This is a genomic window from Paenibacillus sp. B01 (assembly GCF_009649995.1).
In the GTDB taxonomy this organism is placed as follows: Bacteria; Bacillota; Bacilli; order Paenibacillales; family Paenibacillaceae; genus Paenibacillus_O; species Paenibacillus_O pasadenensis.
Genome location: NZ_CP045802.1, coordinates 1,842,615 through 1,854,283 on the forward strand (window position 1 = coordinate 1,842,615; position 11,669 = coordinate 1,854,283).

The window sequence follows — 11,669 nt, forward strand, 5'->3', positions numbered from 1 at the left end:
GGCAGACAGGCCGCATAGGATAGAGCAGAGCGGAAGGCGGCGGCGAAGGCAGAGGCAACGCCCCGCTGCGGGAGGGGATCGAGCTGGAAGGGAACGGGTTGACGACGGTGCAGCTGGAGGATGGTGCGATCGAAGCGCTCGTGCGGGCGAGGCGCAGGGATCTGCTTGTCGCGGACGACCCGCTGCGCGGCAGGCGGATCTACATCCCCCTGCATCAAGTGAAGGGGTTCAAGGGAGCGTTTGCGGCGGAGTCGGCCGTCCCGGCCGGAGGCAGCAGGGCGAGCGGCGAGGTTCCGTCGGCGCAGGCGAACGGAGGGAAGCCAGACGACGACGGGGACGGAGCGGAGGCGCTGCCGACGGGCTATCGGGCGATGCTGCTGGAGGCGAAGGGGACATTCGCCGAGGTGAGGCTGTCCGCCCGGCAGGCGCTGCACGGCTATCTCGCCGGCGTGATGAACGATTTCGCGCTGTTCTGCACGCCGCTGCACGGGGCGGTGCTGCTGCCGCTGCAGCATGTGCAGGCGCTCTCGCCGTATCCGGCGGGGCTGGCCCCGTACCGGCTGGAGCCGGAGCAGTTTCCGATCCGCCCGCTCTCGCTCGGCCTCTCCCGTCATTTCGAGCAGCAGCTGGAGCGGCTGGAGGGCGAGATGACGGTGCTCTGCCGGGGCTTCCTGCCGGATGTGGCGGGCGTGCTCGGCCCGGTCCGGGACGGCTTCGTTCCGGTCACGGAAGCGGACGGAGGCAGGCTGCTGCTGCCGGTCTCGGCGCTGCGGGCTGTGTTCCTGTAAGGGCGCGGAGGGGCTTGCAGTCCGCTCCGCATACATAACTCGCGCGGCGGAGGGCATTCTATGGCAGGGCAACTCATCCTGTTCACCGATGGAGGTATCCGATGCAGCCGATTACCGGAAAGGAAATGGAATACATCGCCGATTCCATGTCCAATGAAGACCTGCTCGCCAAGCAATGCGCCTGCGCCGCGACGAGCATCAGCGTGCCGGGCGTCAGCCAGGTGCTGAGCGGCATGGCGTCCGCGCATCAGCAAAACTACGCGATGCTGCTGAGCACGCTCCAGCAGCATCAGCAGCTGGCGCCGACGAGTCCGCAGACGAACTGAGCCGAATCTCACCAGGGAGGTCTTGACGATGAACCAGCAGAACCAGATGCAGCAGCCGAAGCTGCCCGACGCCGACTGGGCGTACACGGTGCTCGCCGACCTGAAGCGCGTCGTCCGCGAATACGCGACGGCCGCCACGGAGTCGACCTGTCCGGAAATCCGCAAGCTGTTCACCGACCTGACGAACAGCACCCTGCAGATGCAGGGCGAGCTGTACAACGCGATGCAGGCGGCTAACATGTACGACACGTCCTCGCCGGCGCTGCGCCAGGACATCCAGAAGCAGCTGCAGACGTACCAGCAGACGCAGCAGCAGACGCAGCAGTTCATCCAGCAGCGGATGGCCGGCCAGGCCGCTCCGTTCATGCAGCAGGCCCAGCAGCAGGGCGCTCCTGCCTACAGCTGATCGAGCAACGCGAAAAAGGCCGGATGCCTCTATCCGGCCTTTTTTGCTTTGCCGGCCCTGCGGAGCTTTCTGGAAAATACTGGATCTATGCCGCCGGCGCTTTTTGCGGAAAGAGGGGGACGATTCCCTTTTTCCTTTCCAAACGACTTGTTCACGTTGTAAAATGTTCATCATACCGCTTCAGGAAGGGAGTTAAAAACGACGATGGATGATAGGAAACTCAAGGTGCTCGAGCTGCTCAAGGAAGACGCTCGCAGGAGCCCGCAGCTGATCGCGACGATGCTTGGACAACCGCTGAACGAGGTGGAGCAGGCGATCGCGGAGATGGAACAGGAGCACGTCATCGTCAAATACGCGCCCGTCATCAACTGGAGCAAAGTGGACGACCAGAAAGTGACCGCCCTGATCGAAGTGCAGATCACGCCGGAGCGCGGACGCGGCTTCGAGGGCATCGCCGAGCGCATTTACCTGTACCCGGAGGTCAAGACGGTGTACCTGATGTCGGGCGCCTACGACCTGCTCGTCGAGGTCGAGGGCCGGACGCTCAACGACGTCGCCTCGTTCGTCTCGAGCAAGCTGTCGACGATCGACTCGGTGCTTTCGACCAAGACGTTTTTCATCCTCAAGAAATACAAGCAGGACGGCATCATTTTCGAAGAAAACGAAGGCGATCAGCGGCTGCTGGTCACGCCGTGACGAGGGTGGTCCGAGATGAGCGTATCCAAGGAATCCGTTAGCCCCGAACGCACGGCCGTCCGCAGCATGGCGGACTACCTCTCGCCGCAGGCGAGAGCGATCAAGCCTTCCGGCATCCGCCGCTTCTTCGATCTGGCGAGCAGCCGCAAGGATGTCATCACGCTCGGCGTCGGCGAGCCCGACTTCGTCACGCCCTGGCATGTGCGCGACGCTTGCGTGGCGGCGCTTGAGGCGGGCAAGACGCAGTACACGTCCAACGCCGGCACGCCGGAGCTGCGCGGCGCGATCGGACAGTATTTGAGCGACGGCTTCGGCCTCGACTACGACCCGGGCCGCGAGATTCTCGTGACGGTCGGCGGCAGCGAGGCGATCGACCTGGCGCTGCGCGCGCTCATCAGCCCCGGAGACGAGATCCTGATCCCGGAGCCGAGCTACATCTCGTATTCGCCGATCACGGCGCTCTCCGGCGGCGTCTCCGTCGGCATCGAGACGTTCGCCCGCGACGCCTTCAAGCTCAAGGCCGAGTCGCTGCGCGCCGCGCTCACGCCGCGCTCCAAGGTGCTCGTGCTCAGCTATCCGAGCAATCCGACCGGCGGCATCATGACCTACGAGGACTGGCTGCCGATCGCCAAGCTGGTGGAGGAGCGCGACCTGATCGTCATCTCCGACGAGATCTACGCCGAGCTGACGTACGGCAGCCGCCATGTGAGCTTCGCCTCGATGCCGGGCATGAAGGATCGGACGATCCTCGTCAGCGGCTTCTCCAAGGCGTTCGCCATGACCGGCTGGCGCATCGGCTACGCCTGCGGCCATCACGAGCTGATCGGCGCGATGCTCAAGATCCATCAGTATACGGTCATGTGCGCCTCCAACATGGCGCAGGTAGCGGCGTACGAGGCGCTGACGAACGGCATGGACGAGATGCTCCGCATGATGGAGTCGTACAACCAGCGCCGCCGGCTCGTCGTCAGCGGGCTGCGCGAGATCGGCCTCGACTGCCATGAGCCGCAAGGCGCGTTCTACGCGTTCCCGTCGATCGCCTCGACCGGACTCACATCCGAGGCGTTCGCCGAGCGGCTCGTGCAGGAGCATGGCGTCGCCGCCGTGCCGGGCAACGTGTTCGGCCTCGGCGGCGAGGGACATCTGCGCTGCTCGTACGCGACGAGCGTCGCCCAGCTGACGGAGGCGATCGAACGCATTGGCGCGTTCGTTCAAACCTTGAAAACATAACGTTATTCATGGTGAATCGTCTTTTCTTGTAGGCAATAACGGCAAGCTTTGCTATAATAAGCTGACTAGATTGCCATTATTTGATAGTTATTTCCTGCAAGAGCAAGTTTGGAACGCGGCTGCAGCCGAGTTTTAACGGGAGGGATGCCGGATGACGACAGGAACGGATACCGGAGCATGGTCCCAGGCACGCCTGAAGCCATTGCCGCCCGGCAGCTGGACCCCTACGATGCGAGATCTTGCGGACGAGATCGATGCGTTGCGCCGCGAGATGGAGCAGACCTACGAGCAAGGGATCGGCTTCCAGTCGGAGCATCTTCTCGCGATCAGCCAGAAGCTCGACGTCAAGATCAATGAGTTCCTGCATTGCCGGCCGAGCTGAGCTCGATCCGGGCAGATGCGCGCACAAGGCTTTCGGACCGTTTTCCCGCCCCTTCGGGCGGAAACGGGCCGGAAGCTTTTTTCAATGCTTTTCTTCTCCGGAACGAGCCGGATCAGTGGGGCAAGAAGCCCGCTGCGCGGCGGGAGCCGGGAAGTCCAATGGACAAGAAGCCCGCTGCGCGAGCCGAGCCTTTCTCGGCAGGAGCCGGGAAGTCCAATGGACAAGAAGCCCGCTGCGCGAGCCGAGCCTTTCTCGGCGGGAGCCGGGAAGTCCAATGGACAAGGAGCCCGCTGCGCGAGTCGAGCCTTTCTCGGCAGGAGCCGGGAAGTCCAATGGACAAGAAGCCCGCTGCGCGAGCCGAGCCTTTCTCCGATTCCACTGGAAGCCGGATGCCCTGATTTTTTGACCTCTTAGGCGGAGGCCATCCGTCTTCCAAGAGGACCGCTGCCGCTTCTCCGAAAGGCATCGTCTCGCTCCGCTTTGCCTTGTCGCCGCTCTCCTCCTCCCCCTTTTTTGGGGGGAGGAGGCCGTCTCCCGCATACCTGGGAGACGACAGTGCTGAGTACGGTTCGATCCATCTCGACCGTACATAGGGAGCGAGCAAGCAGGCTGATCCAGCAAGCAGGATAGCAGGCCAACACAGCGAAGGGACTGCTCCAGCTAGCTGGCTAGCTGGTACCGCCACTTGGACAAGGCTGCAGGGTGAAGGCATAAGTCGAAAAAATCGAGTTGAAGGTTACTTGAAGGACATGCAGGAGGAATTACGCGGAAAAACCGAGTAACTCTGGTACGGGTACGGTGGAACAAGAGGAGTTACGCGGAAAAACCGAGTAACTCTGACATGTGGACGGTGGAACGAGAGGAGTTGCGCGGAAAAACCGAGTAACTCTGGTACGGGTAAGGTGGAACAAGAGGAGTTACGCGGAAAAACCGAGCAACTCTGGCGTGGGTAAGGTGGAACGAGAGCGGTTGCGCGGCCAAGCAGCGAGCATGCACGTTCACAATTAAAAAAGACGAGTCCACGCCCTTGGGAGCGTAAATTCGTCTCGTTTCCATTGGCGTGTGGGATATCATCACACTTCAATTCAAATCGACCAGGTTGTGTCGTTCCTGGCCTGCAATCTCCTTGGATTCGTTATCCGACTGCGAAGCGACGGCTCGGCTGAGCTGACAGCGAAGCGGCGCATCATGCAGGGACCAGAAGCGAAGCGGGGCGGGGAGCTCGTGGAGAAGCGGCAGCGGTTCCCTTGGAGGCTGGATTCCACCCCTGCTGGGGAATGGAATCGAAGGAATCTGGGCTCCAGGGAGATCGGAACGAGTCCCCGTCACGCGAAGCGGTGCGGTCCTGGGCCTGGGCCTCACCGTCACGCGAAGCGGTTCGGTCCAAAGCCATTGCCGTTCCATGCCGGGCAATCCGGTCCCGTTTTTTTGATGCGGCGGTAGGAGGAGGGGAATCGGCGGAGGGCTGCGGTATGGTATAATGGTGCCTATCGACAAGAGAAGAAAGGGACGATCGGATGAAGCTGTATACGAGAACCGGCGACGACGGATCGACGTCGCTGATCGGCGGCCGCGTCGGCAAGGACGACGCCCAGGTGGAGGCGTACGGAACGATCGACGAATTGAACGCCTTCACGGGAGCCGCCCGCGCGGCGGCGCTCGCCGAGCCCGCCATGCGGCGGCTGGCGGACATGCTGGAGGAGATCCAGCACGAGCTGTTCGACTGCGGCTCCGATCTGAGCTATGCCGCTCCGCGGCCGGAGCAGCTCAAGACGAACGAGGAGATGGCCACGCGGCTGGAGCGGTGGATCGACGAGCTGGACGGCGAGTGCCCGCCGCTGCGGCGCTTCGTCCTGCCGGGCGGAACGCCGCTCGCGGCGGCGCTGCATGTATGCCGCACCGTCTGCCGGAGGGCGGAGCGGCGAGTCGTGACGCTGGCTGGCGAGAGGGCGGTCCATCCGCCGGTGCAAGCTTACTTGAACCGCCTCTCGGACTACTATTTCGCGGCTGCGAGAGCGGCCAACTTCCGCGCCGGACAGCCGGATGCGGAATATGCGCGGGGAGCGGACGTGTTTCGTGGCGACCGCTAGGACCGATCCGCGCTACGTGCAGGGGTCTGTCCCCCCGCACGGCTATTACGAGCCGATCGCCGTCGTCGCCGGCGAGGCCGAGCATGGCTGGCGCCTGTCCAAGCTGCTGGAGCGCCGCCTCGGCGTCTCGCGCAAGCTGCTCTCCCGCCTCAAGCTGACGGAAAAAGGGCTCATGATCAACGGCGCGCGGGCCTACTCCGGCGATCCTGTCGCGGCCGGCGACGTCTGCGAGATCCGCATGGAGCAGGAGCGCTCCGAGGACATCCTGGCTCAGCCGCTGCCGCTGGAGATCGTCTACGAGGACGACTGGCTGCTGCTCGCCTCCAAGCCGGCCGGCATGGTCGTGCATCCGACGCATGGGCATTATACGGGCACGCTCGCCAACGCGGCCGTCCATCACTGGCAGCAGCGCGGAGAGAACGTGCGCTTCCGACCGGTGCATCGGCTCGACGAGGATACGTCCGGACTCGTGCTGATCGCCAAAAATCCGTATGTGCACCAGCAGCTGTCCGAGCAGCATGGCGACGGCCGCATCCGCAAGGGCTATGTCGCTTACGCGTACGGAAGCCCGGCGATCGCGCGCGGCCGGATCGACGCGCCGATCGACCGCGATCCGGCCGCGCCGCATTATCGCATCGTCACGCCGGCGGGCTATGCCTCGGCGACGCGTTACGAGACGGAGCGGACCTATGGCGGTGGACGGGCCTGCAAGCTGCGGCTGCGGCTGGAAACCGGCCGTACCCACCAGATCCGCGTCCATCTGGGCTGGATCGGCTGCCCGCTGATCGGCGACCGGATGTACGGACCGGCCGCGGACGGCGGCGGAGACGGCTCTTGGGAGGAGGCGGCCGGCCGGCAGGCGCTGCATGCGGCGGAGCTGAGCTTCGTGCATCCGATGACGGGGCGGGAGCTGAGCTTCGAGGCTCCGCTCCCGCCGGAGCTGCAGGCGCTGGAGCGGGAGCTGCTTGCTGCCGACTTGACGGGCTGACGAACGACGAAAGGCGTGAATCGAACTTATGGGCGACAAGAAGAAATTGACCATCTATGAATACAGCAAATGCGGCACCTGCCGGCTGGCGGTCAAGGATCTGGAGCAGGCGGGCCGGGAGCTCGAGCGGCTGCCGATCCGCGAGCAGCCGCCGACGGCGGACGAGCTCGCCGAGCTGGTGAAGCGCAGCGGCCTGCCGCTGAAGAAGTTTTTCAACACCTCCGGCGAGGTGTACAAGGAGCTCGGCCTGAAGGACAAGCTGGCCGGCATGAGCGAGCGCGAGCAGCTGGAGCTGCTCGCCTCGAACGGCATGCTGCTCAAGCGGCCGATCGTCACGGACGGCAGCCGCGCCACCGTCGGCTACAAGCCGGACGACTACAAGGCGGTCTGGCATCATGAGTAAGCCGGTCGGAGCGGCCAAGCTCGGCCGCCTCGGCTCCTCCGTGTTCGCGGAGGTCGCTTCGTGGCGCAGCCGCGCGGAGGCGTCCGGAATCGACGTCATCGACCTGAGCATCGGCAGCCCGGACCTTCCTCCAAGCGAGCGGGTCATGCGGGCGCTGAGCGAGGCGGCGCTCGATCCGGCCTCCTACCGCTATCCGTCCTCGCATGGGAGCGAGCTTTTCCGCCGCAAGGCGGCTGAGTGGATGCGGCATCGGTTCGGCGTCGAGCTCGATCCGGACGAGGAGCTGCTTGCGCTCATGGGCTCGCAGGACGGCCTCGCGCATCTGGCGCTGGCGCTGTGCGAGCCAGGCGACGCCGCGATCGTGCCCGATCCGGGGTATCCGGTCTATGCGGCCTCGCTGGCGCTGGCCGGCGCGGAGCCGATCCTGCTGCCGCTGAAGGCCGGCAACGGCTTCCTGCCCGATCCGGACCTCGTGCCGGACGAGGCGTGGGAGCGGGCGCGCTTCGTCCTGCTCGGACTGCCCGGCAACCCGATCGGCGCGGCGTCGAGCCGTGAGCTGCTGGAGGCGCTCGTCGCCAAGTGCCGCCGCCACGGCGTCGTGCTCGTGCATGATCTGGCGTACTCGGAGATGGGCTACGGGGGCTATCGGCCGATCAGCGCGCTGTCGGTGCCCGGCGCGCTCGACGTGGCGGTCGAGTTCCACTCCATGTCCAAAAGCTTCCACATGGCCGGCTGCCGGCTCGGCTTCCTCGCGGGCAGCCGGGAAGCGGTCGGAGCGCTGCGCCGCCTGAAGGCGAACATCGACTACGGCGTGTTCGGCGCCGTGCAGCGGGCGGCCGCGGAGGCGCTGGACGAAGCGATGGAGCCGGGCTACTCCGGCTTCCGCCATATCTATGAAAGCCGCCGGGACGCGCTCGTGCGCGCGCTCGGCGAGGCGGGCTGGCCGGTCGAGCCGCCGGAGGCGACGATGTTCCTGTGGGCGGCCGTGCCGCAGCCGGCCGATGGCGCGCGGACGAGCAGCCGCCGCTTCGCCGAGCGGCTGCTCGCCGAGACGGGCGTCGCCGTCGTGCCGGGCGACGCGTTCGGCGGCGAAGGCGAGGGCTATGTGCGGATCGCGCTCGTCGAGGACGAGGCGCGGCTGATCGAGGCGGCGGCGCGCATCGCGCGCTGGCTGCCGGACTATTTGCAAGAGGGAGGCTGAGAGATGGATCTGTTTACATGGAACGAGGACAAGCCGCGGCCGGAGGCGGCGGGAGAGGCGGAGCTGCCGGAGCGCTCGCGGCTGCTGCTCGTGGACGGGATGGCGATCCTGTTCCGCGCCTACTTCGCGACCGCTTACGGCGGCAGCGTGCGGCGCACGAGCTTCGGGCTGCCAGTGAACGCGGTGCACGGCTTCGTCCGCTACTTCATGGACGCGGTGCGGCGCTTCGAGCCGACGCATGTGGCCGTCTGCTGGGATCTCGGGAGCAGCACGTTCCGCACGCAGGAGTTCACCCTGTACAAGGCGAACCGTCCGGACGCGCCGGACGACCTGATCCCGCAGTTCGACCTCGTCAAGGAGGTCGTCGCGAGCTTCGGCGTGCCGAACATCGGCGCGCCGGGCTACGAGGCGGACGACTGCATCGGCACGCTGGCGCGGCTGCATGGCCGGGAGCACGAGGTGCTCGTGCTGACCGGCGACCATGACCTGCTGCAGCTCGTCGACGAGCGCGTCTCCGTCATCATCATGAAGAAGGGCCACGGCAACTACATGGTGTACACGCCGGAAAGCCTCATGGAGGAGCGCGGACTGACGCCGCCGCAGATCATCGACGTCAAGGGGCTGATGGGCGACGCGAGCGACAACTATCCCGGCGTCAAGGGCATCGGCGAGAAGACGGCGCTGAAGCTCGTGCAGGAGCACGGCTCGATCGACGGCATCCTGGCCAATCTCGGCTCGCTGTCGGCGTCGGTGCGGACCAAGATCGAGGCCGATCTCGACATGCTGCATCTGTCCCGCCGCTTGGCGACGATCCACTGCGAGGCGCCGGTGCTGCTGGCGATGCACGAATGCTGCTGGGCGGTCGACCGCCACGCGGTCGAGCGCAAGTTCGAGGAGCTCGAGTTCCGCAGCCTGATGAGCCTGATCGGCTGACCCGGCCAGCCACTAACGCGGCGACGCGACCGATACGGAGGATCCTATGTTATCGTTTGAAGAAAAGCTAGAGCTGTTCAAGAGCTTTCCCGAGCTGACGCGCAGCGACGTGTCGATGGGACGCGTCAACTTCCAGTTCGAGGGCAGCCTGCATGAGAAGAAAAACGTCGTCTTCCGGCTGCATCCCAATGGCGGAGGATATGTTTATGCGGCGCTGCTGGACGGGTACGAAACGGATGAGAAGGGCTACGTCAGCATCCGCGACCTGGACGAAGACGAGCTGCGGCGGCTGACGGCGGCCTCGATCGCCTCGCTTTCCCGCCCGCCGTCCGGACCGGCGGCCGAGCCGGGGCAGAGCCGCGCGGCGCGCCGCCGCCGGATGGCCAAAAGCCGCTGGCTCGACGGCGACGGCAACGCGCTCGAGCTGCGCAGCGAGGACGACCTGTGGTATCTGTACGCCGGCCTCAACCTGGAGATGGCGTTCGAGTCGTTTGACGAGGCGGAGGAATACCTGCGCGAGGAAGGCTTCCGCCCCGAGGGCTGAGCTTGCCGGCGAGCGGCGTCTGCGTTCAGACTGCGGATCGGGCAGGGGCCTAGAGGTAATGGCCGCGCCGCCGTCCATCCTTTTCGCCGGATTGTCCATGGAGCTTCCAAGGGAGCTTAAAGTACAGTGGGGAAAACGGCAGGAGGAATCATCCATGATCGAAATCACGAGGGCGGGCGCCGGTCAGGCGAAGGAGCTTGCGCCTCTGTTCCACCGGTACCGGGTGTTTTACGGCCATCCCGATCAGGAGACGGAGCTCGCGCTGGCCGAAGCCTTTCTCGACGACAGGCTCCGGCGCGGCGAGTCGGCCGTGTTCGCCGCTTTGGCGGACGGCGCTGCCGTCGGCTTCATGCAGCTTTATCCGGTCTTCTCCTCGATCTCGCTGAAGCGGGCCTGGATCCTCAACGATCTGTTCGTCGATCCGGCCTGGAGAGGCCGAGGCGTCGCCCGCAGGCTGCTGCGGGAGGCCGAGCGGCTCGGCATGGAGACCGGCGCGGCGTACATCCAGCTGTCGACCGCCTATGGCAACGCGGCGGCGCGCAGCCTGTACGAATCCGAGGGCTACGAGGAAGAACGGCAATTCGCCGTATATGAACGCATCATCGGCAAGCAGCCCCTCGATCCGCCCGCCGGACGGGACGGGGCTGCCGCAAAGGAGGACGGGACATGAGCATGGGAGCGGTGACGGTCCGCGCGCTGGCCGAGCATTTCAAGCTCGAGGTGCTGGCGGCCGAGGAGCGGCTCGATCGTCAGGTGACCAAGCCCGGCGGCCATCGTCCGGGACTTGAGTTCGTCGGTTATTTCGATTATTTTCCGATGGAAAGGGTGCAGGTGCTCGGCATCAAGGAGATCACCTACCTGCACAAGCTGACCGAGCTGGAGCGCAACCTCCACATCGGCAATATCGTCAAGTACCACCCGCCCTGCTTCATCGTCACGTCGGGCCAGCAGGAGGACGGGCTCAAGTACTTGATGCGCTACTGCGAGGAGGAGGGCATTCCGCTGCTGCGCACGCCGCTGCCGACGACGGAATTCATCGCCGTGATGGATGCCTTCCTCGTCAAGGAGCTGGCAGAGCGGATCGCGATCCACGGAGTATGCGTCAACGTGTCCGGCATCGGCATCCTGCTGCGCGGCTCGTCCGGTGCGGGCAAGAGCGAGACGGCGCATTCGCTCATCCGCCGCGGGCATCGGCTCGTCGCCGACGACGTGATCGTGCTCAAGAAGCTGAGCCCGCGCACGCTGCTGGGGACGCATAACGGCAAGACCAAGGAGTTCCTGGCGCTGCGCAGCATCGGCCTCATCAACGTCGTGCGGCTGTACGGCCGCAAGGCGTTCCAGGAGGAGACGCGCATCGCGCTCGACATCGAGCTGACCAAGTGGCGCGACAACGAGCTCAACAACGAGCTGGAGGTCGAGGAGCGGTACACCGACTACATGGGCGTGCGCATCCCTCATATCCAGATCCAGCTGCAGCCGGGCCGGGACGTGGCGAGCCTCGTCGAGGCCGCCGCCAACAACTGGTACTTGCAGCAGCAAGGCTACAGCGCGGTCGAGGAGTTCATGAGCCGGCTGCAGGAAGGATAGCGCTCTTCCTTCGTCCATCCTTCGCTTTCCCCTTTTCACCAAGCCTGTCCTGCACGCCTGTCCTGCACGCCGAACGGCGTCCGGACGGGCTTTTT

Annotated in this window: 14 protein-coding genes; all 14 read left to right on the forward strand. The window is 65.2% G+C overall.

Translation table 11 applies throughout. From position 1 onward, the window contains the following. The first annotated feature begins 98 nt into the window (after positions 1-98). The 14 genes from GE073_RS07945 to hprK all read left to right on the forward strand — a co-directional run bounded on the left by GE073_RS07945 (position 99) and on the right by hprK (position 11,574). Positions 99-788, forward strand: a complete 690-nt coding sequence (locus tag GE073_RS07945; RefSeq protein WP_153783194.1) for a hypothetical protein — start codon at positions 99-101, stop codon at positions 786-788. A gap of 101 nt (positions 789-889) precedes the next feature. Next, complete coding sequence (locus tag GE073_RS07950; protein ID WP_028599885.1) at positions 890-1,114, forward strand: hypothetical protein; 225 nt, start codon at positions 890-892, stop codon at positions 1,112-1,114. A gap of 28 nt (positions 1,115-1,142) precedes the next feature. Then, positions 1,143-1,520 carry a spore coat protein gene (locus GE073_RS07955; RefSeq protein WP_028599884.1) on the forward strand — a complete coding sequence of 126 codons (378 nt, stop codon included), beginning with the start codon at positions 1,143-1,145 and terminating at the stop codon, positions 1,518-1,520. A 204-nt stretch (positions 1,521-1,724) separates the two neighbouring features. Then, positions 1,725-2,216, forward strand: coding sequence for an Lrp/AsnC family transcriptional regulator (locus tag GE073_RS07960; protein WP_028599883.1), 492 nt, complete (start codon positions 1,725-1,727; stop codon positions 2,214-2,216). Between the two features lie 15 nt (positions 2,217-2,231). Beyond that, positions 2,232-3,446 carry an aminotransferase class I/II-fold pyridoxal phosphate-dependent enzyme gene (locus GE073_RS07965; protein ID WP_028599882.1) on the forward strand — a complete coding sequence of 405 codons (1,215 nt, stop codon included), beginning with the start codon at positions 2,232-2,234 and terminating at the stop codon, positions 3,444-3,446. 151 nt (positions 3,447-3,597) lie between these two features. After that, positions 3,598-3,828, forward strand: a complete 231-nt coding sequence (locus tag GE073_RS07970; protein ID WP_084137438.1) for an aspartyl-phosphate phosphatase Spo0E family protein — start codon at positions 3,598-3,600, stop codon at positions 3,826-3,828. 1,517 nt (positions 3,829-5,345) lie between these two features. After that, complete coding sequence (locus tag GE073_RS07975; RefSeq protein WP_028598160.1) at positions 5,346-5,918, forward strand: cob(I)yrinic acid a,c-diamide adenosyltransferase; 573 nt, start codon at positions 5,346-5,348, stop codon at positions 5,916-5,918. Next, positions 5,905-6,906, forward strand: a complete 1,002-nt coding sequence (locus tag GE073_RS07980; protein ID WP_228551361.1) for an RluA family pseudouridine synthase — start codon at positions 5,905-5,907, stop codon at positions 6,904-6,906. The genes GE073_RS07975 and GE073_RS07980 overlap by 14 nt, the downstream gene beginning before the upstream one ends. Positions 6,907-6,934: 28 nt before the next feature. Next, the gene (locus GE073_RS07985; protein ID WP_028598158.1) at positions 6,935-7,309 is read left to right on the forward strand and encodes an arsenate reductase family protein; all 375 of its coding nucleotides are present in this window, start codon (positions 6,935-6,937) and stop codon (positions 7,307-7,309) included. After that, positions 7,302-8,510 carry an aminotransferase class I/II-fold pyridoxal phosphate-dependent enzyme gene (locus tag GE073_RS07990; RefSeq protein ID WP_153783196.1) on the forward strand — a complete coding sequence of 403 codons (1,209 nt, stop codon included), beginning with the start codon at positions 7,302-7,304 and terminating at the stop codon, positions 8,508-8,510. The genes GE073_RS07985 and GE073_RS07990 overlap by 8 nt, the downstream gene beginning before the upstream one ends. Positions 8,511-8,513: 3 nt before the next feature. After that, a complete protein-coding gene (locus GE073_RS07995) occupies positions 8,514-9,443 on the forward strand; it encodes a 5'-3' exonuclease (protein WP_084136890.1) in 930 nt (309 codons plus the stop codon). Between the two features lie 46 nt (positions 9,444-9,489). Next, the gene (locus tag GE073_RS08000) at positions 9,490-9,987 is read left to right on the forward strand and encodes a hypothetical protein (RefSeq protein ID WP_028598155.1); all 498 of its coding nucleotides are present in this window, start codon (positions 9,490-9,492) and stop codon (positions 9,985-9,987) included. Positions 9,988-10,141: 154 nt separating this feature from the next. Further along, on the forward strand, positions 10,142-10,657 hold the full coding sequence (locus tag GE073_RS08005; RefSeq protein WP_153783197.1) for a GNAT family N-acetyltransferase: 516 nt from the start codon (positions 10,142-10,144) through the stop codon (positions 10,655-10,657). Positions 10,658-10,659: 2 nt separating this feature from the next. Then, the gene (gene hprK / locus GE073_RS08010; protein WP_028598153.1) at positions 10,660-11,574 is read left to right on the forward strand and encodes an HPr(Ser) kinase/phosphatase; all 915 of its coding nucleotides are present in this window, start codon (positions 10,660-10,662) and stop codon (positions 11,572-11,574) included. Positions 11,575-11,669 lie beyond the last annotated feature (95 nt).

Coding starts and splice junctions, on each gene's coding strand:
- GE073_RS07950 (WP_028599885.1), top strand. CDS start 890: ATGCAGCCGATTACCGGAAAGGAAATGGAATACATCGCCGATTCCATG.
- GE073_RS07955 (WP_028599884.1), top strand. CDS start 1,143: ATGAACCAGCAGAACCAGATGCAGCAGCCGAAGCTGCCCGACGCCGAC.
- GE073_RS07960 (WP_028599883.1), top strand. CDS start 1,725: ATGGATGATAGGAAACTCAAGGTGCTCGAGCTGCTCAAGGAAGACGCT.
- GE073_RS07965 (WP_028599882.1), top strand. CDS start 2,232: ATGAGCGTATCCAAGGAATCCGTTAGCCCCGAACGCACGGCCGTCCGC.
- GE073_RS07970 (WP_084137438.1), top strand. CDS start 3,598: ATGACGACAGGAACGGATACCGGAGCATGGTCCCAGGCACGCCTGAAG.
- GE073_RS07975 (WP_028598160.1), top strand. CDS start 5,346: ATGAAGCTGTATACGAGAACCGGCGACGACGGATCGACGTCGCTGATC.
- GE073_RS07985 (WP_028598158.1), top strand. CDS start 6,935: ATGGGCGACAAGAAGAAATTGACCATCTATGAATACAGCAAATGCGGC.
- GE073_RS07990 (WP_153783196.1), top strand. CDS start 7,302: ATGAGTAAGCCGGTCGGAGCGGCCAAGCTCGGCCGCCTCGGCTCCTCC.
- GE073_RS07995 (WP_084136890.1), top strand. CDS start 8,514: ATGGATCTGTTTACATGGAACGAGGACAAGCCGCGGCCGGAGGCGGCG.
- GE073_RS08000 (WP_028598155.1), top strand. CDS start 9,490: ATGTTATCGTTTGAAGAAAAGCTAGAGCTGTTCAAGAGCTTTCCCGAG.
- GE073_RS08005 (WP_153783197.1), top strand. CDS start 10,142: ATGATCGAAATCACGAGGGCGGGCGCCGGTCAGGCGAAGGAGCTTGCG.
- hprK (WP_028598153.1), top strand. CDS start 10,660: ATGGGAGCGGTGACGGTCCGCGCGCTGGCCGAGCATTTCAAGCTCGAG.